The organism is Bosea sp. OAE506 (genome assembly GCF_040546595.1).
GTDB lineage: Bacteria > Pseudomonadota > Alphaproteobacteria > Rhizobiales > Beijerinckiaceae > Allobosea.
Genome location: NZ_JBEPOB010000001.1, coordinates 2,155,421 through 2,180,431, shown reverse-complemented (window position 1 = coordinate 2,180,431; position 25,011 = coordinate 2,155,421). Strand labels below are relative to the sequence as shown.

23 protein-coding genes are annotated in these 25,011 nt (G+C 67.8%); 17 read left to right on the top strand and 6 right to left on the bottom strand.

Features of this window, described 5'->3' with window-relative positions; translation table 11 throughout:
• Window positions 1-116 precede the first annotated feature (116 nt).
• The 9 genes from ccoN (at window position 117) to ABIE41_RS10525 (ending at window position 9,169) form a co-directional block, all read left to right on the top strand.
• Window positions 117-1,784, top strand: coding sequence for a cytochrome-c oxidase, cbb3-type subunit I (gene ccoN / locus ABIE41_RS10565; RefSeq protein ID WP_192644426.1), 1,668 nt, complete (start codon window positions 117-119; stop codon window positions 1,782-1,784).
• An 11-nt stretch (window positions 1,785-1,795) separates the two neighbouring features.
• Window positions 1,796-2,560: a cytochrome-c oxidase, cbb3-type subunit II gene (gene ccoO, locus ABIE41_RS10560; RefSeq protein ID WP_192644425.1), complete on the top strand. Its 765-nt coding sequence runs from the start codon at window positions 1,796-1,798 to the stop codon at window positions 2,558-2,560.
• Between the two features lie 11 nt (window positions 2,561-2,571).
• Entirely contained in the window at window positions 2,572-2,727 is a 156-nt protein-coding gene (locus tag ABIE41_RS10555; RefSeq protein WP_192644424.1) for a cbb3-type cytochrome c oxidase subunit 3, read from the top strand.
• Between the two features lie 3 nt (window positions 2,728-2,730).
• Window positions 2,731-3,615 carry a cytochrome-c oxidase, cbb3-type subunit III gene (gene ccoP / locus ABIE41_RS10550; protein WP_192644423.1) on the top strand — a complete coding sequence of 295 codons (885 nt, stop codon included), beginning with the start codon at window positions 2,731-2,733 and terminating at the stop codon, window positions 3,613-3,615.
• 2 nt (window positions 3,616-3,617) lie between these two features.
• Window positions 3,618-5,060, top strand: a complete 1,443-nt coding sequence (gene ccoG / locus ABIE41_RS10545) for a cytochrome c oxidase accessory protein CcoG (RefSeq protein WP_192644422.1) — start codon at window positions 3,618-3,620, stop codon at window positions 5,058-5,060.
• A gap of 35 nt (window positions 5,061-5,095) precedes the next feature.
• Window positions 5,096-5,620: a FixH family protein gene (locus ABIE41_RS10540; protein ID WP_192644421.1), complete on the top strand. Its 525-nt coding sequence runs from the start codon at window positions 5,096-5,098 to the stop codon at window positions 5,618-5,620.
• Between the two features lie 4 nt (window positions 5,621-5,624).
• Entirely contained in the window at window positions 5,625-7,832 is a 2,208-nt protein-coding gene (locus tag ABIE41_RS10535) for a heavy metal translocating P-type ATPase (protein WP_192644420.1), read from the top strand.
• Window positions 7,829-8,044 (top strand): cbb3-type cytochrome oxidase assembly protein CcoS, encoded by a 216-nt coding sequence (gene ccoS, locus ABIE41_RS10530; RefSeq protein WP_192644419.1) that lies wholly within the window; start codon window positions 7,829-7,831, stop codon window positions 8,042-8,044. The genes ABIE41_RS10535 and ccoS overlap by 4 nt, the downstream gene beginning before the upstream one ends.
• A 96-nt stretch (window positions 8,045-8,140) precedes the next feature.
• Window positions 8,141-9,169: an NAD-dependent epimerase gene (locus ABIE41_RS10525; RefSeq protein ID WP_192644749.1), complete on the top strand. Its 1,029-nt coding sequence runs from the start codon at window positions 8,141-8,143 to the stop codon at window positions 9,167-9,169.
• Here the strand turns inward: ABIE41_RS10525 and ABIE41_RS10520 are convergent, their stop codons facing one another.
• The 4 genes from ABIE41_RS10520 to ABIE41_RS10505 all read right to left on the bottom strand — a co-directional run bounded on the left by ABIE41_RS10520 (window position 9,170) and on the right by ABIE41_RS10505 (window position 13,919).
• A complete protein-coding gene (locus ABIE41_RS10520) occupies window positions 9,170-10,723 on the bottom strand; it encodes a methyl-accepting chemotaxis protein (protein ID WP_192644418.1) in 1,554 nt (517 codons plus the stop codon).
• 138 nt (window positions 10,724-10,861) lie between these two features.
• Window positions 10,862-11,953 carry an SMP-30/gluconolactonase/LRE family protein gene (locus ABIE41_RS10515; RefSeq protein ID WP_192644417.1) on the bottom strand — a complete coding sequence of 364 codons (1,092 nt, stop codon included), beginning with the start codon at window positions 11,951-11,953 and terminating at the stop codon, window positions 10,862-10,864.
• A gap of 119 nt (window positions 11,954-12,072) precedes the next feature.
• Window positions 12,073-12,786, bottom strand: a complete 714-nt coding sequence (locus ABIE41_RS10510) for a ribonuclease activity regulator RraA (RefSeq protein ID WP_192644416.1) — start codon at window positions 12,784-12,786, stop codon at window positions 12,073-12,075.
• A 161-nt stretch (window positions 12,787-12,947) separates the two neighbouring features.
• Window positions 12,948-13,919: a Bug family tripartite tricarboxylate transporter substrate binding protein gene (locus ABIE41_RS10505; RefSeq protein ID WP_192644415.1), complete on the bottom strand. Its 972-nt coding sequence runs from the start codon at window positions 13,917-13,919 to the stop codon at window positions 12,948-12,950.
• Window positions 13,920-14,141: 222 nt separating this feature from the next.
• On the opposite strand from ABIE41_RS10505, the gene ABIE41_RS10500 reads away from it, so the two are divergent.
• From ABIE41_RS10500 to ABIE41_RS10470, 7 genes are all read left to right on the top strand, one after another.
• Window positions 14,142-14,846: a GntR family transcriptional regulator gene (locus ABIE41_RS10500; protein WP_210321064.1), complete on the top strand. Its 705-nt coding sequence runs from the start codon at window positions 14,142-14,144 to the stop codon at window positions 14,844-14,846.
• Window positions 14,836-15,753, top strand: coding sequence for a dihydrodipicolinate synthase family protein (locus tag ABIE41_RS10495; RefSeq protein WP_192644414.1), 918 nt, complete (start codon window positions 14,836-14,838; stop codon window positions 15,751-15,753). Before ABIE41_RS10500 ends, ABIE41_RS10495 begins: the two co-directional genes overlap by 11 nt.
• 137 nt (window positions 15,754-15,890) lie before the next feature.
• Window positions 15,891-17,639: an L-arabinonate dehydratase gene (gene araD / locus ABIE41_RS10490; RefSeq protein ID WP_192644413.1), complete on the top strand. Its 1,749-nt coding sequence runs from the start codon at window positions 15,891-15,893 to the stop codon at window positions 17,637-17,639.
• 62 nt (window positions 17,640-17,701) lie between these two features.
• Window positions 17,702-18,025: a hypothetical protein gene (locus ABIE41_RS10485; RefSeq protein WP_354191895.1), complete on the top strand. Its 324-nt coding sequence runs from the start codon at window positions 17,702-17,704 to the stop codon at window positions 18,023-18,025.
• Complete coding sequence (locus tag ABIE41_RS10480; RefSeq protein WP_354191893.1) at window positions 17,943-19,253, top strand: ABC transporter substrate-binding protein; 1,311 nt, start codon at window positions 17,943-17,945, stop codon at window positions 19,251-19,253. The genes ABIE41_RS10485 and ABIE41_RS10480 overlap by 83 nt, the downstream gene beginning before the upstream one ends.
• A 7-nt stretch (window positions 19,254-19,260) precedes the next feature.
• The gene (locus ABIE41_RS10475) at window positions 19,261-20,145 is read left to right on the top strand and encodes a metallophosphoesterase family protein (protein ID WP_192644411.1); all 885 of its coding nucleotides are present in this window, start codon (window positions 19,261-19,263) and stop codon (window positions 20,143-20,145) included.
• Window positions 20,146-20,194: 49 nt separating this feature from the next.
• Window positions 20,195-20,944: an FkbM family methyltransferase gene (locus tag ABIE41_RS10470; RefSeq protein WP_192644410.1), complete on the top strand. Its 750-nt coding sequence runs from the start codon at window positions 20,195-20,197 to the stop codon at window positions 20,942-20,944.
• An 11-nt stretch (window positions 20,945-20,955) separates the two neighbouring features.
• Here ABIE41_RS10470 and ABIE41_RS10465 read toward each other — a convergent pair whose 3' ends face one another.
• Window positions 20,956-22,350, bottom strand: a complete 1,395-nt coding sequence (locus tag ABIE41_RS10465) for a DUF2793 domain-containing protein (protein ID WP_192644409.1) — start codon at window positions 22,348-22,350, stop codon at window positions 20,956-20,958.
• A 114-nt stretch (window positions 22,351-22,464) separates the two neighbouring features.
• The gene (locus ABIE41_RS10460; RefSeq protein WP_192644408.1) at window positions 22,465-23,211 is read right to left on the bottom strand and encodes an aspartate/glutamate racemase family protein; all 747 of its coding nucleotides are present in this window, start codon (window positions 23,209-23,211) and stop codon (window positions 22,465-22,467) included.
• Between the two features lie 293 nt (window positions 23,212-23,504).
• On the opposite strand from ABIE41_RS10460, the gene ABIE41_RS10455 reads away from it, so the two are divergent.
• On the top strand, window positions 23,505-24,959 hold the full coding sequence (locus ABIE41_RS10455) for an undecaprenyl-phosphate glucose phosphotransferase (RefSeq protein ID WP_192644407.1): 1,455 nt from the start codon (window positions 23,505-23,507) through the stop codon (window positions 24,957-24,959).
• Window positions 24,960-25,011 lie beyond the last annotated feature (52 nt).

The window sequence follows — 25,011 nt, the reverse complement described above, 5'->3', positions numbered from 1 at the left end:
GACACGCCGTCCACCGGCTAGCTTGATATCGATCAAAGCTAGCCGGCACCGCCCCCTCTAAGCCTCGTCCATGACAGCGTGCGCGAACAGCGCCGCAGGGTGAGCAGGGGCTGGGCATGGCGACGACGGGCAATCCGATCCGACAGGCGACGATGGGCGAGATGGTGGGCATGGCGCTCGCCGCAGTGACCTTCCTGGGTCTTCTGCTGATCGCCGCGAAGACCGATCATGGCCCCTACGCCTTCCATGCCGCCGTCGGCATGGCCGCGGCGCTCGGCAGCATCTTCCTGATCGGCAACCGCTGCTTCAAGCCGGGCACCGGTCCGGCGCCGCAGGAGATCGACGGCCGGCCCAACTACAACATGGACCCGGTCAAGTTCGCGACGCTGGCCTCGCTGTTCTGGGGCATCGCCGGCTTCACCGTCGGCCTGATCATCGCGCTCCAGCTCGCCTTCCCAGTGCTGAATTTCGATCTGCCCTGGACGAATTTCGGCCGGCTGCGCCCGCTCCACACCTCGGCGGTGATCTTCGCCTTCGGCGGCAACGTGCTGATCGCGACCTCCTTCTACGTCGTCCAGCGCACCTCGCGCGCCCGGCTCGCCGGGGATCTGTCGCCCTGGTTCGTGGTGCTCGGCTACAACCTCTTCATCGTCATCGCCGGCACGGGCTACCTGCTCGGCATCACCCAGGGTAAGGAATACGCCGAGCCGGAATGGTATGCCGATCTCTGGCTGACCATCGTCTGGGTCGTCTATCTGCTGGTCTTCCTGCTGACGCTGGCGAAGCGCAAGGAACCCCACATCTACGTGGCGAACTGGTTCTACCTCGCCTTCATCGTCACGATCGCCGTCCTGCATCTCGGCAACAATCTGGCGCTGCCGGTCTCGATCCTCTCGCCCAAGTCCTACATCGTCTGGTCGGGCGTGCAGGATGCGATGTTCCAGTGGTGGTACGGCCATAACGCGGTCGGCTTCTTCCTCACCGCCGGCTTCCTCGCGATCATGTATTACTTCGTGCCCAAGCGCGCGAACCGGCCGGTCTACAGCTACCGCCTCTCGATCATCCACTTCTGGGCGCTGATCTTCATCTATATCTGGGCCGGCCCCCACCACCTGCACTACACCGCTTTGCCCGACTGGGCGCAGACCTTGGGCATGACCTTCTCGATCATGCTCTGGATGCCCTCCTGGGGCGGCATGATCAACGGAATCATGACCCTCTCGGGCGCCTGGGACAAGCTGCGCACCGACCCGGTGCTGCGCCTGATGGTCGTCTCGCTGGCCTTCTACGGCATGTCGACCTTCGAGGGCCCGCTGATGTCGATCAAGGCGGTCAACTCGCTGTCGCACTACACCGACTGGACCATCGGCCACGTCCATTCCGGCGCGCTGGGCTGGGTCGCCTACATCTCCTTCGGCGCGATCTACTGCCTCGTTCCCTGGCTCTGGAACCGCAAGGAGCTCTACTCGCTCAAGCTGGTGAACTGGCACTTCTGGGTCTCGACGCTCGGCATCGTCCTCTACATCTCGGCGATGTGGGTCTCCGGCATCCTGCAGGGCCTGATGTGGCGCGCCTACACCTCGCTCGGCTTCCTCGAATACTCCTTCATCGAGACGGTCGCGGCGATGCACCCCTTCTACGTCATCCGGGCGCTGGGCGGCGCACTCTTCCTGACCGGCGCGCTGATCATGGTCTTCAACGTCTGGATGACCATCCGCAGCGGCGAGCCGGAGAGCGCCCAGGACAACGCCCCGCTTCAGCCCGCCCTCGTGCCGGCCGAGTAAGGACTGCTTCCATGACGAGCATCGAACACAACGCCCCGCGCAAGTCGCTCTGGTCCAAGCACAAGATCTTCGAGACCAACTCCATCATCCTGATCATCGGCGTGCTGCTGGTGATCTCGGTCGGTGGCTTGGTCGAGATCGCGCCGCTCTTCTACCTGAAGAACACGATCGAGAAGGTCGAGGGCATGCGCCCCTACACCCCGCTCGAGCTGGCCGGCCGCGCCATCTATGTCCGCGAGGGCTGCTACAACTGCCACAGCCAGATGATCCGCCCGCTGCGCGACGAGATCGAGCGCTACGGCCACTACTCGCTGGCGGCGGAGAGCATGTACGACAAGCCCTTCCAGTGGGGCTCGAAGCGCACGGGGCCGGACCTCGCCCGCGTCGGTGGCAAGTATTCCGACGAGTGGCAGCGCGCCCATCTCGCCGATCCGCGCTCGCTGGTGCCGCAGTCGATCATGCCCGGCTACCCCTTCCTGACCAGGAACGAGCTGAAGTTCGACGACATCGCCGATGAGCTGCGCGCCAATCGCGGCGGCGGCGTGCCCTACACCGACGAGATGATCGCCCAGGCCGCCACCGATCTGCGTGCCCAGGCCACGCCGGAGCACCCCAAGGCCGGCGAGCTCGAGGCGCGCTACCCCAAGGTCCAGGCCCGCGATTTCGACGGCGATCCGGCCCGTATCACCGAGGCCGACGCGCTGATCGCCTATCTCCAGGTGCTCGGCACGCTCGTCGACTTCAAGCTCTACGACAACAAAGCCAACATCCGCTGAGCGAGGGGACCATGGACACGACCTATCAGTGGCTCGCGCGCTTCGCGCAGTCCGCCGGCCTCCTCTACTTCGTCGGCATCTTTCTCTCCGTCTGCGTCTACGCCTTCTGGCCGGCCAACCGGGCCCGGTTCGAGGAGGCCGCCCGCACCCCGTTGCAGGACGACTGAACCATGGCTCAGCATCAGGACCATCACGAGGTGGACGCCCATACCGGCGTGTCCACGACCGGCCATGAGTGGGACGGGATCCGCGAACTCAACACGCCGCTGCCGCGCTGGTGGCTCGGCATCTTCTACGCCACCATCGTCTGGTCGGTGGGCTACTGGGTCGTCTACCCGGCCTGGCCGCTGATCACTGGCGCGACAAAGGGCGTCATCGGCTATGCCTCGCGCATCGAGATCGCCAAGGATCTCGCTCTGCTGCAGCAGCATCGCGCCACCCAGTCCAGCGGCCTGGCGGAAGCCTCGCTGGAGCAGATCAAGGCCGACCCGTCGCTGTTCCGCATCGCCATGGCCCAGGGCAAGGCCGCCTTCGGCGACAACTGCGCCGCCTGCCACGGCGTCGGCGGGGGCGGCTCGAAGGGCTATCCCAACCTGAACGACGACGACTGGCTGTGGGGCGGCACGCTGGCCGAGATCCACCAGACGCTCCAGAACGGCGTCCGCGTTGCCGGCAATGCCGACAGCCGCATCAGCCAGATGCCCGCTTTCGGAAAGGATGGCGTGCTGAAGCCCGCCGAGATCCGCGCCGTCGCCAACCATGTCCGCGAACTCGCCGGCCTGCCGACCGAGCAGGGCGCCGACCTGGTCAAGGGCCGCGAGCTCTTCGCCACGAACTGCGCCGCCTGCCATGGCGACGCCGGCAAGGGCAACAAGGAGCTCGGGGCGCCGAACCTCAGCGACGCGATCTCGCTCTACGGCATGGACATGGCCTCGCTGACCGAGACCATCACCAACAGCCGCGCCGGCGTGATGCCGGCCTGGGGCCAGCGCCTCGACCCGACCACGGTCAAGGCCCTGACGATCTATGTCCATTCGCTGGGAGGGGGCCAGTAGCCATGGCCCTTCAGGAGACCGATCTCGGGGATCTGCCGCTCTTCGCACCGACGAAGAAGGTCTATCCGCAAAGCGTGTCCGGCCCCTATCGGCGTGCCAAGTGGCTGATCCTCGGGCTCTGCCTCGGCGTCTACTACCTGCTTCCCTTCCTGCGCTGGGAGCGCGGCCCGAACCTGCCAAATCAGGCGGTTCTGGCCGACCTCGCCAATGCCCGCTTCTATTTCTTCTTCATCGAGATCTGGCCGCAGGAGGTCTACTACTTCACCGGCCTGCTGATCATGGCCGCCTTCGTGCTGTTCCTGATGAACGCCGTCGCCGGCCGCGTCTGGTGTGGCTATCTCTGCCCCCAGACGGTCTGGACCGACCTGTTCCTCGCGGTCGAGCGGTTTTTCGAGGGTGACCGGCGCGAGCGGATCAAGCTCGACGAGGGGCCGTGGACCGTCAGCAAGGCCTGGCGGAAGTCGGCCAAGCATTTCGTCTGGCTGATGATCGCCTGGTGGACCGGCGGCGCCTGGGTGCTCTATTTCGCCGACGCGCCCACGCTGGTGCGCGATCTCGCGACCTTCCAGGCCTCGACGACGGCCTATGCCTTCATCGCGATCCTGACCTTCACGACCTATGCGCTCGCCGGCATCATGCGCGAGCAGGTCTGCAACTACATGTGCCCCTGGCCGCGCATCCAGGCGGCCCTGACCGACGACGAGGCCCTAAACGTCACCTATCGCTACGACCGCGGCGATCCGCGCGTCTCGGTGAAACAGGCCGAGCGTCTGCGCAAGGAGGGCCAGCCCGCGGGCGATTGCGTCGACTGCCGCCAATGCGTCGCCGTCTGTCCCACCGGCATCGACATCCGCGACGGCGCCCAGCTCGACTGCATCCAGTGCGGGCTGTGCATCGACGCCTGCGACAACGTGATGGAGAAGATCAGCCGCCCCAAGGGCCTGATCGGCTACGACACCGACGACAACGTCAAGCGGCGCATCGCCGGCGAGACCCCCGTCTACAACCCGCTGCGCCTGCGCACGATGATCTATGCCGCGCTGATCCTCGTGGTCGGCGGCGCCATGGTCTGGCAGCTTGCGACCCGCCGCACCGTCGAGCTCTCGGTGCTGCACGACCGCTCGCCGCTCTTCGTGCGGCTGAGCGACGGTTCGATCCGCAACGCGTACACGATTCGGATCCTCAACAAGCGGCCCGACGAACGCCCCGTCGCGCTGACGGTGCACGGCCTGCCGGGCATCCGGATCGAGGCGGTCGGCGTTGCCGCCACGGCGGATCTGCGCCCCGTTGTCTCCGTCGCACCGGATTCCTCGCGCGAGGTGCGCGTGCTGGTGACGCTGCCGCCGGATGTGCATCCCGACAAGACCCAGACGATCACCTTCACCGCCGCCGATCTCTTCGCCGGCGAGATGGTGACCGCCACCGACCATTTCATCGCGCCCTGAGGGGGCACGCCATGTCCTGCTGTGGAGCCTTCATCATGCCCGTGGACCTGATCGCGCCGGCCCCGCCGCGCAACGACCGCCCCTTCCGCCTGAGCGGCCGGATGGTGGCGGCGACGCTGGTCGGCTTCTTCGTCGTTGTCGCCGGCGTCAACGGCCTGATGATGACGGTCGCGATCAGCACCATGCCCGGCGTGGACGTGAAGAGCGCCTATGAGACCAGCCAGCGCTACAACGGCGAGATCGCACGGATGCAGGAGCAGGCCGCGCGCGGCTGGACGGCCGAGGCACGCCTTCGTCGCAGCGGAACCGACGCCGTCGTGAACCTGTCGCTGCGCGACCGTGCGGGCGCGCCCGTCACGGGGCTGTCAGTAGCCGCGCGCCTCGAGCACCCCGCCACGCGCCGCGAGGACCGGGAAGCCGCGCTCGCCGAGGCTGCGCCCGGAACCTACCGCGCCGACATGGCCGCGATCCATGCCGGCGGCTGGACGCTCGCCATCATCGCGCGGCGCGGCGACGAGACGGTCTTCGTCACCCGCAGTCGCATTGTGCTGGAGGACTGACCCCGTGGCGACGCAGCAGGATCTCTCCGTCTTCGTACGCCATGGCGAGGGCGGGGTCGCGGGCATGGAGCTCGCCGTCGAGGGCATCCGCTGCGCGGGCTGCATGCACGCCATCGAGAACGGCCTCGGCAAGGACGCCGCGATCCTGAAGGCGCGCGTCAACCTCGCGCTGAAGCGCGTCACCGTGGAGTGGACTGAGGGCACGCTGCGTCCGGAAGCCGTGATCGAGCGGCTCGGCGCGCTCGGCTTCAAGGCCTATCCCTTCCTGCCCTCGGCCGAGCGCGACAGCGTCACGCTCGAGGAGCGGCGGCTGCTGCGCTACCTCGCCGTGGCGGGCTTTGCCGCCATGAACATCATGCTGCTCTCGGTCTCGGTGTGGTCGGGAGCCAATGGCGACATCAGCCCGGTCACGCGCGACTTCTTCCACTGGCTTTCGGCCCTGATCGCCCTGCCGACGGCGGCCTATGCCGGGCGCCCCTTCTTCGAGAGCGCGCTGCGGGCCCTGCGCGCCGGCGCGGTCAACATGGACGTGCCGATCACGCTCGGCATCGTGCTGGCGCTCGGCATGTCCGTCGTCGAGACTGCCAACCATTCCGACCACGCCTATTTCGACGGCGCGGTGATGCTGATCTTCTTCCTGCTGATCGGCCGCTATCTCGACCAGATGATGCGGCGGCGCACCCGCGACCTCGCGGGTAATCTCGCCGCGCTCAAGGCCGAGACCGCGACCCGCCTGATGGCGGACGGCACCACCGTAACCCTGCCCATCGCGGCGATCGTGCCGGGCGACCTTGTGCTGGTGCAGCCGGGCGAGCGCGTCTGCGTCGACGGCATCGTCGAGACCGGGCATTCCGAGATCGACCGCAGCCTCGTCACTGGCGAGACCGATCCGGCGCCGATCCAAGCCGGCGCGCAGGTCCATGCCGGCACGATGAACCTCACGGGCGCGCTCGGAGTCCGCGTCGTCGCCGCCGGTGCCGGCACGCTGCTCGACGAGATCGAGCGCCTGATGAGCCAGGCGGTGGAGAGCCGCTCGCGCTATGTCCGCCTCTCGGACCGGGCCGCCCGCCTCTACGCCCCCTTGGTCCACGCCACGGCGCTCGCGACCCTCGTCGGCTGGATCGCTTTCGGCCTCGCCTGGCAGGAAGCCCTGATCATCGCGATCACGGTGCTAATCATCACCTGCCCCTGCGCGCTCGGCCTCGCCATCCCCGCCGTTCAGGTCGTGACGGCCTCGGCCCTGTTCCGCCGCCAGGTCATGCTCAAGGAGGGCGACGCGCTGGAACGGCTGGCAGAGGCCGACCTCGTCGTCTTCGACAAGACGGGAACGCTCACCCTGCCCGAGCCCGACCTGCTCAATGCCGACGAGATCGCCGCCGACAGCCTCGCCGCCGCCGCTGCGCTCGCCGCAGCCAGCCGGCATCCGCTCGCCCAGGCGATCAGCCGCGCGGCCGGCAGCCGCGCCCCGCTCGCCGAGACGCAGGAGCATCGCGGCCTCGGCCTCTCGGCCCTGGTCGACGGCGTCGAGATGCGGCTCGGCAGCCCGGCCTTCTGCGGGGCGGAAGCCCTGGCCGAACGCGTCGCAGCCGACCTGCCGACCGCCTCGCTGATCGCCTGGCGGCATGGCGACCGGGAGGCCGTCTTCGCCGTCGGCCAGAAGCTGCGCCCCGAGGCACGCGCCTGCGTCGAGTCTCTCCGTCGCCTCGGCCTCGAGCCGATCATCCTCTCCGGCGACCGCGAAAGCGCCGTCGCCGCCGTAGCGCGTGATCTCGGCATCTCCCAGTGGCAGTCGGGACTGCGCCCCGACGAGAAGCTGCACGTCCTCGACGATCTGGCGAAGACCGGCCGCAAGGTGCTGATGGTCGGCGACGGGCTCAACGATGCCCCCGCCCTCGCCAAGGCCCATGTCTCGATGTCGCCGATCAGCGCGACCCATCTCGCCCAGGCGGCCGCCGACATCGTCTTCCTCGGCGACAGCCTGGCACCGGTCGCTGCCACCATCGCCATCGCCCGCAAGGCGCGCACGCTGATGATGGAGAACCTCTGGTTCGCCGTTCTCTACAACGCCATCGCCGTCCCGGTGGCGATCGCAGGGTTCGCGACGCCGCTCGTCGCCGCCGCCGCCATGTCCGGCTCCTCGCTCGTCGTCACGCTCAACGCCCTTCGCGCGGCGCGGCAGCCGGCGGCGCCCATCACCAAGGCCGCATCATGAACATCCTCGTCATCCTGTTCCCACTGGCGCTCGGGCTGGGCCTCGCCGGGCTCGCCGCCTTCTTCTGGTGCATGCGCAACGGCCAGTATGCCGATCTCGAGGGCTCGGGCTGGCGCGTGCTCCAGGACGACGATCTCGGCCTGGACCCCGTCGAGGATCTGCTGGACGAGGACGCGCCGACGGCGCGCGGCGGCACGCGCAAGCCCGCCTGATTGACAGGCCGGCCGATCTGAAACATTGGGTTCGGTCAGGCGGGAGCCGTGATCGCGACCCTCCCGCTCTTTCCCCGACAGGGCGGAACGGGCACGATGACCACGGTTTCACCCCGGCGCGTCCTGTTGACCGGCGCGGCTGGCTTCGTCGGCTTCCATGTCACGCAGGCCCTGCTCGCCCGCGGCGTCGAGGTCCTCGGCATCGACAATCTGACGCCCTACTACGACCCCGCTCTCAAGCAGGCGCGGCTCGACCGCCTGCTGCCGCGCGAGGGCTTTTCGTTCCAGCCGCTCGACATCGCCGACTATGACGGGATGCTCGCGGCTTTCGCCGCCTTCCGCCCCGAGGCGGTGATCCATCTCGCGGCCCAGGCCGGCGTGCGCTACTCGCTCGACAATCCCCGCGCCTATGCCCACTCCAATCTCGACGGGTTCCTCTCGGTGCTCGAGGCCTGCCGGCGCCACCCGGTCGCGCATCTCGTCTATGCCTCGTCGAGCTCCGTCTATGGCGCCAATGCCAAGGTGCCCTTCAGCGAGCATGACGGCGCCGACCATCCGGTCTCGCTCTACGCCGCGACCAAGCGCGCCAACGAGCTGATGGCGCACAGCTATGCCCAGCTCTATGGAATTCCCGCCACGGGCCTGCGCTTCTTCACCGTCTACGGCCCCTGGGGCCGACCGGACATGGCCTATTTCAAGTTCACCAAGGCGATCCTCGAAGGCCGGCCGATCGAGGTTTATGCCGAGGCCGAGATGAGCCGCGACTTCACCTATGTCGACGACATCAGCGAGGCGATCGTCCGCCTGGCCGCGCTGCCGCCGAAACCCGGCGACGCGGGTGCTGCTCATGACCCCGCCACGGCTGCAGCGCCCTGGCGCATCTACAACATCGGCAACCACACGCCCGTCCGGCTCGACCGCTTCATCGCGGTGATCGAGGCCGCCTGCGGCAAGGCCGCGATCAAGCGGCATCTGCCGATGCAGCCCGGCGATGTGCGGGCGACCTATGCCGATGTCTCGGACCTGATGGCGCGGGTCGATTTCCGTCCCGACACGCCGATCGAGACCGGCATCGCCCGCTTCGTCGCCTGGTATCGCGACTTCTACGGCGTCCGCGAAAGCTGATCAGCCGCCGACGACCTGGCGCGAGAAGCGCGACACGGAATCGTCCAGGCGCCGCGCGGAGCCATCGACTCCGGCCGCCGCCTCGGAGACCTGACGGCCATTGTCCATGGTCAGCGCCGCATCGGCCGCGACCAGATCGATCGCGCTCGCGGCGCGCTGCGTTTCCCGGACCGCCCGCCCCAGCAGATCGACCATGGTACGGATCGCCTCGGCCTGCTGATCGACCGCGAGCACGATCCCGCCGGTCGCGCCGACGATCGCCTCCGTGGAGACGCTGATGTTCATCACGGCGGCGAGCGAGCGCTCGGTCGCCGTCCTCACCTCCTCGATCCGGTCCGAGATCTCCTTCGTCGCCGCCTCGGTGCGCTCGGCCAGCCCCTTCACCTCGGTCGCGACCACGGCGAAGCCGCGTCCGGCGATGCCGGCGCGGGCCGCCTCGATGGTGGCGTTCAGCGCGAGCAGATTGGTTTGGGCGGCGATCTCACGGATCAGGTCCGAGACTTCGCCGATATCCCGCACGGAGCGGGTCAGCTGCTCCTTGATCGCGATCGACGCCGCCACATCCGCCGCCGCCGTCCGCACGAGCTGCGTCGTCCGGTCCGCTTCGGTGCGGATCAGCGCGATGGTGTCGGTCAGCTGATGCGAGCAGGCTTCGACGGAGGCGATGTCGTCGCTGGCCTCGCCAACCTGCGTCAGCAGCCCGCCGAGCTTGTCCTGCGAGCGCTGCGAGATCGCCACCAGCTGCTCGGCCGCCCCGTTCATATGGTCGACCGACTGGAAGACCGGCTGGAGGATCGCGCCGATCTCGTGGCGGAACGCATCGGCCTGATGCTCCACCTCCTCGCGCCGCGCCTCCTCGACCCGCGCCCGCGCCTGCGCCTCGACGCCCAGCGCCTGGGCGCTGCCGATGGCGCGCACCCTGTCCAGGAAGAGCTGCGCCATGCTGCGCAGCGAGACCAGCATCACCGAACCGTAGATCCACTGGAAGGTCAGGTTCTCGACGGCATGGTCGAGCGGCGACAGGGCGATGTGGAGAACGCGCGCCCCGAGGATCAGCCCGGCGAAGAGCAGCGCCGCCGCGGGCATGCTGGCCATGGTGAAGGTGCCGGCGCAGACGAGCCCCGCCAGCAGCGTCGCCGTCAGCACCTCCATCTCGGGAACGACGGTCGGGTTGAACACCGCGGCCATCACCAGCCAGGGCGCGGCCATCAGGGCGGAGTCGATCAGGATGCGGTCGTTGAACTTGGCGGACGGACAGTCATCGCGATTCCGCTCGCGGATCCGTGTGATCCGCAGAATGCCGAGCACGCCGATGGCGACGACGGAGCCGCTCCAGAACAACGGAAACCAGAGCCAGCCATGGAGCATGGCCGTGATGGCGACGAGCACCGCCGAAAGCAGGTTGGAAAGCAGGATCGCCGGCAGGATGCGGGCGAACTGCTCCCCCTGCGCACGGCGAAGCGACGCCGCCTCGGCCTCGTCCAGCGGGACGATGCACAGCCGGCGATTGACCCAGTCATGGTAGCGTGCCGGCCATGTCGCTTTCGCTGTCATCGCCGGCAGGCCTGTTTCGTCGCGTTCACGCTCGCCTCCAGCGCTCATCGGGAAGGCGAGATTAGTCAAGACATCTCAAGCCGCGGTTAACGGTGACGCTGCGTCAATCGCTTAGGTTGTGCCGGGCTCCCAGATCCCTCAGACCGCGCCATGCGCCTCGACATAGAGGGCGTAGAGCGAATGGCTGCTCGCCATGTAGAGGCGATTGCCCTTGGGGCCGCCGAAGCAGAGATTGGCGCAACGCTCCGGCAGTCGAATGAAGGCCAGCGGCTTTCCGGCCGGGCTGAACACCATGACCCCGTCGAGATCCTCTGGCTTGCCGCGCAGGCCGAAGACCTTGCGTCCACCCGTCTCGACTGGCTCGGCATTGAGGGCGCCGTTGCTGCCATAGCCGCACCAGAGATTGCCGTCGCGATCGACCCTGAACCCGTCGAGCGCGCCGAAATCGGCGGCGTCGACGACCTTCGTCTTGTTCGAGGCCTTGCCCTGTGCGTCGATGTCGAAGCTCCAGATGCTGCGGTTCGGCGTGCCCCGCCATTCCACGACATAGAGCTTCTTCTCGTCGGGCGAGAAGGCGAGCCCATTGGGGTTGAGCAGGTCGGTCACGACCGCAATCAGCTTCCCGTCCGTGCCGATGCGGTAGACGTTGGTCGTCGCCTGCTCGGACTTGGCGCGCGAGCCCTCCCACTCCCCGTTGATGCCGAAGAGCGGATCGGTGAACCAGATCGTGTCGTCGGACTTCACGACGACATCGTTGGGCGCGTTCAGGCGCTTGCCCTCGAAGCGGTCGGCCAGGACGGTGATCTTGCCGTTCTTCTCGGTGCGGGTGACGCGGCGCGTGATCGAGTGTTCGCAGGTGACGAGCCGCCCCTGACGGTCGCGCGCATTGCCGTTGGCGAAATTGGCGTTCTCGCGGAAGACGGTGAAGCTGTTCTTCACCTCGTCATACTTCATGATCCGGTTGTTGGGGATGTCGCTGACCAGGACATAGCGCCCTTCCGGGAAATACACCGGCCCCTCGGCCCAGCGCATGCCGCTGGCGACCTGCTCGATCGTGCTCGAATAGATCCGGTACTTGCCGAAGCTCGGATCGAGGATCTCGACCGACGGATCGGGATAACGCTGGTTCGGCTTGAACGGAAAGGCCTGTCCGAGCGCCGGCCCCGCCAGCGCGGAACCGGCAGCGGCGAGGCCGCCCGCGAGCCATTGACGACGCGACGTTTCAACCATGATGTCCCCCCAGATTTTATGGTGATTGTGGTCGTGGCGGGACGCGCCGCCTCGGCAGCGTCCCGATTCAGCCCGCGTCACGGCCGGCTTCGCCGTCATTCAGGTCTGGATCAGGTCGGTCAGGACCAGCCGGGCCGCCACGCCGCGAACTCGGCCTTGGTCTGTTCGTTGGCCGGATAGAGCCCGAAGATGCCTTGCCCGCCGCGGACCCGCTCGGCGACGAAGTCCTCATAGGCAGTCTGCTCGTAGACCTCGGGCGCGATCTCGTTGGCGAGATGGGCGGGGATGACGCAGACGCCCTCGCCGTCGCCGACGATGATGTCGCCCGGATAGACCGCGACATCGCCGCAGGCGATCGGCGCGTTGATGTCGAGTGCGTGGTGGCGGATCAGGTTGGTCGGCGCGCTCGGGCGGTTGTGATAGGCCGGGATCGCCATGGCTGCGATCTCGGGCGAGTCCCGGAAGCCGCCATCGGTGACGATGCCGGCGACGCCGCGCTGCATCAGCCGCGACACCAGGATGCCGCCGGCGGAGGCCGCGCGCGGGTCCTTGCGTGAGTCGATCACCATGACATGGCCAGGCGGGCAGTCCTCGACCGCGCGGCGCTGCGGATGCTGCGTCCCCTCGAAGGTGCCGAGATGATCGAGATCCTCCCGCGCCGGGATGTAGCGCAGCGTGAACGCCTCGCCGACCATGCTCTCGCCCTTCTGGCTCAGCGGCCGCACGTCCTGGATGAAGACATTGCGGAAGCCGCGCTTGAACAGCGCCGTCGTCAGGGTCGCGGTCGAGACGCGCTTGAGCTTCTTGCGGTTTTCGTCGGTGAGGGTGGTCATGATGTTGGCTAAGGCTCCAGCGAAGGGTCGAGCATGTCGTCAGCGTGAGACGAATGGCGTGGCGGTCGAGAACCGGAGCGGAGCGGACATCGGTCCGTGAGCACCGGAAGCGCAGACCGCCGCGTCAGGCGGTCGCGCTGGCGGGATGATCGGCCCTTCGATCACTCGATCCGGACATTCGCCTTCTGCGCCACATCAGCCCAGCGCTTGGTCTCGGCGGCGATATGGGCGGTGAACTGCTCCTGGCTCGACCCCACCGGATCGACGCCGAGCTTCTTCATCTGGTCGATGACGCCGGGCTCGCGCATGATCGCCTGAACTTCAGTCGAAAGCTTGGCGACGATCTCCTTCGGCACACCGGACGGCGCGAAGAAGCCGTGCCAGGACGCCGCGGCATAACCCGGAATGAACTCGGCCAGCGCCGGCATGTCCTTGGCGACGGCGAGGCGCTCGGGCGTGGCCGTGGCGAGCGCCCGGATCTTGCCGGCTTCGACATGCGGCCAGGCGATGGTGATGTTGTCGAAGGTGATCTGGATCTGGCCCGAGAGCAGGTCCTGCGTCACCTGCCCGCTCGAGCGATAGGGCACATGCACCATGTCGGTGCCGGTCGAGACCTTGAAGAGCTCGGCCGCCATATGGGTCGAGGTGCCCGCCCCCGAGGAGCCGAAGGAATACTTGTTGGGGTTCTTCTTCAGCAGGTCGATCAGCTCTGGCACCGTCTTCACCGGCAGATCGACATTGACCATCAGGATGTTGGGCACGCTCGCCACCTGCGAGATCGGCGCGAAATCCTTGATGTGGTCGAAGGGCATCTTCGCATAGACGGCCGGATTGATCGCATGGGTCGAGACCGTGCCCATGGTCAGGGTGTAGCCGTCGGGAGCAGCCCGGGCGACCGCCGCCACGCCGGTGTTGCCGCCGGCGCCGGGCCGGTTCTCAACGATGAACTTGCCGTTGAGCCGGGCGCCGAGCCGCTCGGCCAAGACGCGTCCGAGCAGGTCTGTCGTGCCGCCGGCCGCGAAGGGCACCACGATCGTCACCACCTTGTTGCCGGGATAGTCGCTCTGCGCCAGCGCGGCCGGAGCGGCCAGCAGGCAAGCGGCGGCCAGCGCCGCCCTGCGTGTCATCGTCATCTGTAGTCCTCCCATGACTGTCGCTGTGCCGGCACATCGGCGCCGGCGCGGTCCGTTGTCGGATCCTTGCCCCATCCGATAGCACAGGATTCCAGATTTGAAATCTGAAATTTCAGACTTGTCGCCGCTTGTCCTTTGTGGTGAGTGATGCGGTGATGGAGCATCGGCTTCGCGGGCCGCATGGCGGATTCGCGAGGGCCGGCGCCCGCCCCCGGACAGACAATGCCCCAGACGCTGACCATCGAACCCGTCGCCCCTCACCTGCTGCGCTCCCTGCGCGAGCATGTGCATGAGCGGCTGCGCCGGGCGATCGTGGCGGGGCGCTTTCGCAATGGCGAACGCCTGAACGAACGCCATCTGGCCGAGATGCTCGGCGTCAGCACGACGCCGGTGAAGGATGCCATCCGAAAGCTGGAGAGCGAGGGACTGGTGCGCACCGAGGCGCGCCGCGGCGTCTTCGTTGAGTTCTCGCCCCGCCAAGCGCTCGAGATGGCGCTGGGGCGCGCCGCGCTCGAAAGCGTCATGACGCATATTGCCGCCAACCGTCTCAGCGAGGCCGACCTGTCGGAGATCGCGCGGCTGATCGAGGAGATGGCGCATGCGACGCAGCACAGCGCGCTGGAGGACCTCGTCACCCTGAACGAGGCCTATCACGGCGCAATCCACCGAATCTCGGGCTGCGGCTATCTCGAACGCCGGCTCGACGGGCAGCGCATGTACGACCATGCCCAGCGCATCGCCCTGCTCTCGGAGCCGTCCGAGCGCGGCCAGGGCTTCGAGGAACATCGCTCCATCTACGAGGCACTGCGAGCGCGCGATCCCGCGCTCGCCGAAGAAAGAATGCGCCGCCACATCGTCCGCTCGGCGAAAGCCCATGTGCGGCAGGTGTTCGGCGCCGATGCGGAAGGGTTGGACTATGACGAGTGATAAAATCCGCGGTGCGTTGCGCGGCATTTCGGGCGTGCATGTCACCGCCTGGGGCGCGGATGGCGAGGCCGACTGGGCGGTGACGGGGAAGATTGTTGCGCGCATCGCCGCCGCGGGCATCCACAATATCGTCTCGGCCGGCAACACCGGCGAATTCTACCCGATGACGACGGACGAGGTCGTGCGCAGCCATGCGGTGGCCGCCGAGGCGGCCGCCGGCAAGGCGCTGGTCACCGCCGGAATTGGCAGGTCCCTGCGCGAGGCGGTCGCGACCGGGAAGCTCGCAGCCAAGGCCGGCTGCGACGCGGTGATGGTGCATCACCCGCTCGACCCCTTCGCCGCGCCGCAATCCCAGGCGGACTACATCCTCGCCATCGCCGAGGCGCTGACGCTACCGCTGGTGGCCTATATCCGCTCGGATGCGATCGGCGTGAAGGATCTGGTACGCGTGGCGACCCACCCGAATGTCGCCGGCGTCAAATTCGCCTCGACCAATATGATGCTGCTGTCCGAATGCGTGCGGGCCACGCAAGGCACATCCGCGAACTGGATCTGCGGCCTCGCCGAGGGCTGGGCGGCGCCCTTCTATGCACTGGGCGCCCGCGGCTTCACCTCCGGCCTGATCAATGTCGCCCCTGAACGCTCGCTCGCCGTCTGGCACGCACTAGAAAAGGGCGACTACGCCGCCGCGCGGGTCGAGGTCGACGCCATCGCCGGTTTCGAGACGCTGCGCACGAAATACGGCAACGGCGCCAACGTCACCGTCGTCAAGGAAGCGCTCGGCCTGCTCGGCACCGCCGTCGGCCCCGTCCGCCTGCCCGGCCTGCCGGAGCTCAACGCCGAGGAGAAGGCGCAACTGCGCGCCATCGTCTCCGGCTGGGGCGCCCAGCGCGCGGCTGCGGAGTGAGATCCGTCATTCTCGGGCGCAGCGAAGCGTAGACCCGAGAATCTCAGGACGCGATCGCATTGGTTTTCGCGATGGTCGGGTCAAGCCCGACCATGACGCCCGGTGCTCAACACAAGAAACCATCCGAGGAAACGCCTATGTCGTCCCATCCCCGCAAGGATCCTGCCCGCAAGACGCCCGACACGCTGCGCAGCAAGCGCTGGTTCGGCGCCAGCGATCTGCGCTCCTTCGGTCACCGCTCGCGGGCGCTGCAGATGGGGTTCGCCCATGACGAGTTCATGGGGAAGCCGGTCATCGGCATCATCAACACCTGGTCGGAGATCAACCCCTGCCACACCCATCTGCGCGACCGCGCGGATGCGGTGAAGCGGGCGGTCTGGGCGGCGGGAGGCTTTCCGGTCGAGATCCCCGTGATGTCGGTCTCGGAGCAGTACCAGAAGCCGACCACCATGCTCTATCGCAACTTCCTGGCGATGGAGACGGAGGAATCGATCCGCTCCCACCCGCTGGATGGCGCGGTGCTGCTCGGTGGCTGCGACAAGTCCACGCCGGCCCTGATCATGGGCGCCTGCAGCGCCGGGCTGCCCTTCATCTATGTCCCGGCGGGGCCGATGCTGCGCGGCAACTGGGCCGGCAAGGTGCTGGGCTCGGGCGCGGACGTCTGGAAATACTGGGCCGAGAAGGAAGCCGGCAACATCACTGACGACCAGTGGAAAGACATGGAAAGCGGCATCGCCCGTTCGCATGGCACCTGCATGGTGATGGGCACGGCCGCCACCATGATGAGCCATGCCGAGGTGCTCGGCCTGACCCTGCCGGGCGCCTCCGCCATCCCCGCCGCCGACGCCGCCCATCCCCGCATGGCCGCAGCATCAGGCAAGCGCATCGTCGAGATGGTCTGGGAGGATCTGACGCCGGACCGCATCCTCACCCGCAAGAGCTTCGAGAATGCGCTGACCGTCCACATGGCGGTGGCGGGCTCGACCAACGCCATCATCCACCTGATCGCCATGGCCGGGCGCGCCGGCGTGTCGCTGACGCCGGACGATTTCGACGCCGTCTCGCGTACCGTGCCGGTGATCGCCAATCTGCGCCCGTCCGGCGAATTCCTGATGGAGGATTTCTTCTATGCCGGCGGGCTGCCTGCCCTGCTGAAGCAGCTCGAGAGCAAACTCCACACCGACGCGATGACGGTCACCGGCAAGCCGATCTCGGAGACCATCGCGCTCGCCACCGTCTATGACGACAACGTCATCCGCCCGCTCGACAACGCGGTGACGACCGCCAACGGCCTCGCGGTGCTCAAGGGCAACATCGCCCCCGATGGCTGCGTCATCAAGCCCTCCGCCGCCGAGCCGCGCCTGCTGAAGCATTCCGGCCCGGTGCTGGTCTTCGAGGACTACAACGCGATGATGAAGGCCGTGAACGACGAGAGCCTCGACGTCACCGCCGACCACATCATGGTGCTGAAGAACTGCGGCCCGGTCGGTGGTCCCGGCATGCCGGAATGGGGCATGATGCCGATCCCGAAGAAGCTGCTGAAGCAAGGCGTGCGCGACATGCTGCGCATCTCGGACGCCCGCATGTCGGGCACCAGCTACGGCGCCTGCGTGCTGCATGTCGCGCCCGAAGCCTATATCCGCGGGCCGCTCGCCGCCGTGCAGACCGGCGACGTCATCAGCGTCGATGTCGAGGCGCGCAGCATCTCGGTCGCCCTGACCGACGCGGAAATCGCCGCCCGTCTCGCCGCCTGGACCCCACCGGACCGCGACTATCCGCGCGGCTACGGCAAGATGTCGGCCGCCCATATCCGCCAGGCAGACAAGGGCTGCGACTTCGACTACCTCGAGGGCACGGCGAAAATCCCCGAGCCGGAGATTCACTGAAAGCCGTCATCAGCCTGTCAACGCCGCTGACCAGTTTGCCGCTCCCGTGAGGAGGGGAAGCCATGGTCACGCGTCGTCATCTGCTCGCCGGCGGCATTGCCGCGCCGGCTTTGTTGCCCCGCCTGGTGCGGGCACAGAGCGATACGCGGCCGATCCTGCGCGTCGCGGTGCAGGCCCTGCCGCCGACGCTGGAGCCGCTCGAGTCGATCTCGAATGTCGGCTTGCGGGTCACGTACAACGTCTTCGACACGCTCTGGCGCCGCGACTTCCTGGCTGAGGCAGCCGAAGGCGCGGCAGCAGCTCGTGCCGCATCTCGCCACCTCGCTGCGCCAGCGCGACCCGCTGACCTGGGAGGTCAAGCTCCGACAGGGCGTGCGGATGCATGACGAGACCGTGCTGAGCGCCGACGACGTGCTCTCCACCTTCTCGCCGGAGCGCATGTACGGGGCTCAGGTTCAACATCATGAGGGACGCGTCAATTTCGGCCATCTCGCTTCGGTCGAGGCGGAATCGCGCGACACCATTCTGTTGCGCACCAAGACGCCCGACGTGGTGATGCCGCAGCGCCTGGCCGCCTATGGCGGCTGGATCCATTCAGCCAAAGCCTATGCCGAGCAGGGCATCGCCGGCCTCCGTCAAAAGCCGATCGGCAGCGGACCTTACCGCGTCGCATCGTTCCAGCGCGACCAGCGCGCCGTTCTCGAAAGCCATGACGACTACTGGATGGGGCAACCCAAGGCCCGGCAGATCGTCTTCACCGTCGTCCCCGACGCATCGAGCCGGCTGGCCGGGCTCCAGGCCGGCGACTTCGATCTGGTCACCAATCTGCTGCCCGAGCAGGCGCAGACGCTCTCAGGTAACAGGACCTTCGAGGCCGTCGATATGCCCTTGGAATTCGCCCACATCCTCTATTACGACACGCGCAATCCGGTCCTGCGGGATGCGCGTGTTCGTCAGGCCCTGAACTACGCCGTCGATTACGACACGCTCGGCCAGTCGCTTTGGGGGGCTGGCTTCCAGCGCATGGCGGCGCTCCAGACGCCCTCCTTCGGCCCGCTCTACGACAGCGAGCGTCGCGGCTTCACCCACGACCCCGAGCGGGCGCGCCAACTGCTGCGCCAGGCGGGGTACAAGGGGGAGGAGATCGTGATCCGGATCACGCCGGGCTACTATCTCCAGATGCTGCTGGCCGTGCAGGTCATCCAGCAGATGTGGGAAGCCGTCGGCGTCAAGAGCCGGCTTGAGACGATCGAGAACCTGGCGCAGCTGGTCAACCCGGGCGCCGATGTCCGGCCGACCTCGATCGCCTTCCGCTTTCCCGACCCGCTCGGCGGCGGGCTGATGGTGCACCTGTCGAAGGACTATTTCCTGCAAAAGTCGGGTTTCTGGCAGCCGACGACCTTCAACGCCATCAGCGATCAACTGCGCCTCGCGACCGACCCGGCCGAGCGCAGGCGTCTTTGGTTGCGTCTCATGGACGAATACGAGGCGGAAGCTCCGGCGCTGATTCTCTACCCGGTGCGCGAATACTTCGCCAAGCGCCGAAGCGTGAAATGGACGCATTACCCGCTCTATTACATGGACTTCCGCTCCTTCAACCTCGACTTCGCCTGAGGCCGGCATGACCCGCATCATCATCCTGTCCGACCCCCATCTCTCGCCGACGCATGGCTTCTTCTGGGAGAAATGGCTTCTGGTGCGCGATGCCGCCGCGCGGATCGAGGCCACCTGCACCATCGTCAACGGCGATCTCTGCATCGACGGCCCCGACAGCGACGCCGAGATGGAATTCGCGGCAGAGGCCCTTTGCGCGTTGCCGGGGACGGTGTTGCCGCTACCCGGCAATCACGATGTTGGCGACGAGCCCCCGGGCCAGGACGTCAGGCAGTTGATCGACGAGTCCCGCCTCGCCCGCTGGGATCGCTTCATCGGCCCCGACCGCTGGCGCCATGACCTCGATGGCTGGACCCTGCTCGGCGTCAACGCCCAGCTCTTCGGTTCGGGCCTGGCCCGCGAGACCGGGCAGAACGACTGGCTCGACGCGGCGCTCGCCGACAGCCGCGGCCAGCGCATCGCGCTCATCCTGCACAAGCCGCTGTTCATCGAGCATGCGAATGAGGCCGATCCCACCATCGGCTCGATGGGCCTCGCGCCCCGGCGCGACCTGATGCGACGCCTGGCGGGCGCCGATACGCGATTGATCGTCAGCGGCCATCTCCACACCCATCGCGACCGCGTCGTCGGGGGCATCCGCCATCTCTGGGTGCCCTCCTGTGCCTTCGCCGGCAGCCATGGCTATCCGGATGATCCGGCCTGCGGCTTCCTGACGCTCGATCTCGATGGCGACATCGTGACGACCGCGGCGATCCGCCCGCAGGGGCTGGTCTCGCATGAACTGGCCGCCATCAAGCAGCACGGCCGCTACAAGTTCCTGCGCGAGATGCCGCACAGCCCGCCGGACCTCGCAGCCTCGACGCGGCTGGCCTTCGCGCAGGCGAGCGGCTAGCCTCGAGCCCGCAAGCGAGGGCAAGACCGCCAGCGCGACGGAACGATCCATGACCCATTCGCCGGCTGTCTCGCCCTCCCTCTCCTGGCAGGACGCCTTCGAGACGCCGACGAACTCGCAGATCGAGCAGGAGCGCTGGGTGCTGGCGATGTGCGGCGGCCGCCGGGGTGGGCGCTTCGCCGAGATCGGCGCCTTCGACGGCGTCCTGCACAGCAACACCTGCTTCCTCGAAGCCGATCATGGCTGGGGCGGCGTGCTGGTCGAGCCCAACCCGATCCTTTTCGCCAGGCTCACTGCCAGCCGCAAGGCCGCCTGCCTGGAGCGGGCCGTCCATCGCGAGGGTGGGCAGTTCCTGTCCTTTGTTCCCTCGCAGGAGATCGGCACGCTGGCCGAATACGCCGAATCCGACGGCTATGCCGAGCACAGGCGCCAGGCGATCAGCGAGAACGGGCTGATCACCGTCGAGACCGTAACCTTCGACCAGATGGACGAAGCCGACGGGCAGGTGGGCTCGGGCTTCGACTATGTCTCGCTCGACACGGAAGGCTCGGAGCTCGACATCCTCAGGACGATCGACCTCTCCCGCCATGCCATCGCCCTCTTCACCATCGAGCACAATTTCGTCGAACCGCGCCGCGAGACGATGCGGACGCTGCTGGCGGAGGCCGGCTATCAGCGGCTGAATGTCGGCTTCGACGACTGGTACTGGCATGAGGGCCATCTGCGCGCGCGCAATGGCGGGATGCTGCCCGACATCGCCGCCATCAACGCGCATGTGAAGAGCATCTATCTCGACTGAATCGGGCCCGTTCACAGCTCGGCGTCGAAGGCGATGCTGCCGAACGCAGCCTGCACGCGGCCAACGGCCGAGGCCGTCACTGAAACACGCGCCTCGCGACGGGACAGCACCGTGAGCGCCGGACTTCCACCCGCGACATTCACCATGCCCGAGACGGCGAAACTGGCGCTGGGCGTCGCCCGCATCCGGGCCGGCAGCATCGGGGTGTGGCCCACCGCTCCGCCCGCGGCCTGATAGGCGTCGACCGACAGCGAGCTCTCGAACCGCCAGAAATAGCGGGCACAGAGCAGCTCTTCGAGCGTCGCCGGCCGCGGGACCCAGGCGCTGGCGCGGCGACCGAACTCCAGCTTGATCCGGCGCAGCGTCACGGCAGGCCCCACCGGCGCCAGCCGGACCGGGAGCGCGCCGGTGTCGCCGACGGCCGGCGTCAGGGTCACGCTGCGCCGGCCCGTCCCCGCGGTGATCGAACCCGAGACGCTGCCGACGGTCACCGCGAGCGCCCCACCCGACAGCCCCTCGACCGACAGCGTCAGCGGAAGGCCGGCGAAGGACGAGAGCCCCCACAGCGCCGGCTCGACCGGCTGCACCAGTGCCCCGGCACTGAGGGTGAGGTCGTAGCCCGCCACGGAAATCGTCGCCCCGACCGAGCCAGCCTTCCAGCGGTCGAAGCCATAGATGCCCGCCGCCAATGCGCCGCCGGCGAAGCCGCGCTGGTTGATCTGGAGATCGCCATTGAGCAGGAGATTGCCGGCGCTCGCCCACAGCGTCGCCGGCAGCGAGACCTCGCCCGTCGACCGCTCGACGGTGAGCGCCTCGGTCCAGGCCGCGCCGTCGCCGCTGACCTTCAGATGCAAATCGTCGTCGCCGGCAAGGCCGATCTCGGCGCGGCCGGAATAGCCGTCCTGAAACAGCAGGCTCGCCGTCTCGCCGGCGGCCGCCTTGTTGAGCTTGAGCTGATGGCCGGCGCCGTCATGGTTGAACAGGCTCGCCGGCGCCTGCACCACGAAGCGGGTCGTCATGTCGGCGGTGCCGTTCACGCCCCAGAGGCTGGCGCCGAGGCTGCTTAGCGGGCTGTCGCGGCGCCATTCGCTGCCGGTCCAGAGGTTATGCTCGGCCTCGTCGGCGACCCAGGCCTGCCAGCCCGGCCGTGGCATCAGGAAGATCCAGCCGCCATCCTCGAACAGCGCAATCTGGTCGGTGCGGCCGGCGAAGGCGCCCGTCGCGCCGGGCGGGATGATGAAGGCCGAGAGCTCGCTCGGCACCGCCGGCGGCGTGCCTGCAGAGCGGCTATCGACGGTGAGATGCACCAGCGCGTCGAGCCGCGTCAGGGCGTCGTTATGGGTGACGTGCTTCTGTGCCTGGCCTGCGGCGAGCAGGGGCAGGGAAAGCCGCGGCGTTGCGGTCATGGGGCCTCGCGGGGTCGGGCGCCGCCTCGGCGCCGGGGGATGCGAAGCCCAGCATCGCCTCCCGCGCAGGCACCGGGGATAAACCCCCTCGCCTATCCCCGCGTCACTGGCCTGTCAGAACACACGCGGCCTCAGGCCCGCATGGAACCAGGTGATCATCGAATAGATGTCGTAGACCGGCCGCCCGGTCGCCGCCTGCACGGCCGCGGCATAGGGCGGCATGTTCGTGCATTCGAGCACGATCGCGCCCACCTCCGGATGCCGCGCCACCAGATCGAGCGCCGCATCGACGACGTCCTGCCGCGCCAGATCGACATCCATGTCGTCCTTCTCGGCCTTGATCAGCACGCGGAAGAACTCGCGGCCGCCCTCCGTCCCGGTGACCGGCGTGTCGAGCGGCACGCCCACCTTCTCCAGATGAGCGGGCGTCAGGCTGCCGGCCGACACCGTCACGACGCCGACCCGTTGGCCCGGCGGCAGCGTCGCCTGCACCCAGGGCACCTGCATCAGCGAGGAGGTCGCGACCGGCACGCCCACAGCCGCCGCGAGCTCGCGCTGGAACAGGGAGAGGAAGCCGCAATTGGTGGTGATCGCTTCCGCCCCCAGCCGCACGATATCCTGCGCGGCGGCGATGAAGTCCGGCAGCAGGCCGGCAGCCCCCTTGAGCACGACCTTGTCGGGGCTCGCCCCGCCCACCACGCGGTAGAGCACCGGGAAAGGCCAGGTCCCGCCATTGCCCATGTCGCCGAGGATACGCGGGAAGCGCGCCTCCAGCATCAGAATGCCGAGCGGCGCGCCATAGATGGCCTTGCCGCCGCGCGCGATGCGCTGCCCCTGCGATGGAACGGCGGCGTTGGTCATGGGCTTTGTCCTGCGATGCGTCTCCACCAGACCTAGCCCGGGGAAGCCAGCCCGCCAAGCCGGAACGCGCCACCGTTCCGGAATGGCACAGCCCTACCCGCCGCCCGCTGGCCAGGCCAGAGCCATCGAGGCGAAAAGGCCGATTTATCAGGGATTTGATCCCATCCCGACCGGATCTGAACCAGTCTCCGCCGGTACGCCGATTGCGACCCTCGCACCCCGACAGCGCCGAATGCGCAGCCTGTGCCGGAGCGGCACAGCGCGCCCAGGTGCATCGCGGAGTGAGCGCGCCCATGAGCGTCAACGACATCGCACCGGCAGCCTTTGCGGCGCGCGACGCCCGCGCCCACATGCTGCGTCACTGGCTCTGGCTGATCACGGCGGCGGCCGATGCGGTGGTGATCCTGGTGATGGTCGGCCTCGTCTCGCTGGCCTATCACCTGCCGGTCTATGGCGATGCCCGCGCCGACAAGGCCACGCTCGAACTCGCCCTCATGCTCGCCGCCATCTTCGTCTTCGTGAACGCCACGCGCGGCCGCTACCAGCTTGCCAACTACCTCTCGACCAAGGGGCAGATCGCATCGGCCTTCTCGCTCTGGAACGTCACGATGGTCGCCTTCATCGCCATCCTGTTCCTGGCCAAGATCGCCGACCACTATTCCCGCGGTGTCGTGCTGGCGAGCTATCTGGTGGGCATCCCCGTCATTGCTCTGGCGCGCTCGGCCATGGTCCGGACGATATCGATCGGCAGCAAGACCGGGCGCATCACCAGCGAACGCGTCTTCCTCATCGGTCGCGAGCCGGACGTGATGTCCTTCGTCTCGCGCCACCAGCCCTGGAATGTCGGCTACGCGATCATCGATGTCGCCTTCCTGCGCAGCAACGATGCCCGCCGGATCAACGACCCCGCGGCTGCGCTCGCCGCCGATCTCGCCAGCGCGGTCGCGACCTGCCGGACCAAGCGCCCCGACTCGGTCTTCATCGCGCTGCCCTGGTCGGACCAGGAGACGATCGACGCCTGCATCGCCGCCTTCATGACGCTGCCCGTCGCGATCCATCTCACACCGGAAAAGATCATGGATCGCTTCGAGCGGCCCCACATCGTGCGCACCGGCAGCCTGACGAGCCTGCGCCTGACCCGGCCGCCGCTCTCCCTGGCGGAGATCGCGCTGAAGCGCGCCTTCGACTTCGTCGCCGCCTTCGCCATCCTGGTCCTGTCGGCCCCGCTGCTGCTTCTGGTGGCCCTGGCGATCCGCCTCGATTCGCCGGGCCCCGTGCTGTTCCGGCAGCGACGCTACGGCTTCAATCAGGAGGCCTTCCGGATCTTCAAGTTCCGCACGATGACGACGACCGACGACGGCCACGTCATCGTCCAGGCCCGGCGCGACGACCCGCGTGTCACCCGCGTCGGGCGGCTGCTGCGCCGCACCAATCTCGACGAGCTGCCGCAGTTGCTCAACGTGCTCGCTGGGCAGATGTCGCTGGTCGGGCCGCGCCCCCATGCGCTGGCGCATGACGAGGCCTTCGAGCGCAAGATCGCGCTCTATGCCCGGCGTCACAACGTCCGCCCGGGGATCACCGGCTGGGCACAGGTGAACGGGTTGCGCGGCGAAACCGATACCGACGAGAAGATGGCGCGTCGCATCGCCTATGATCACTGGTATGTCGACAACTGGTCGTTCTGGCTCGACCTCGCGATCCTGCTGCGCACCGTCTTCAGCCCGAAGGCCTTCCAGAACGCGCGGTAAACGCAGCGGCTGGGCGTCGACACCTCAGTTGCTAAGGTTGACTGGCAACAAT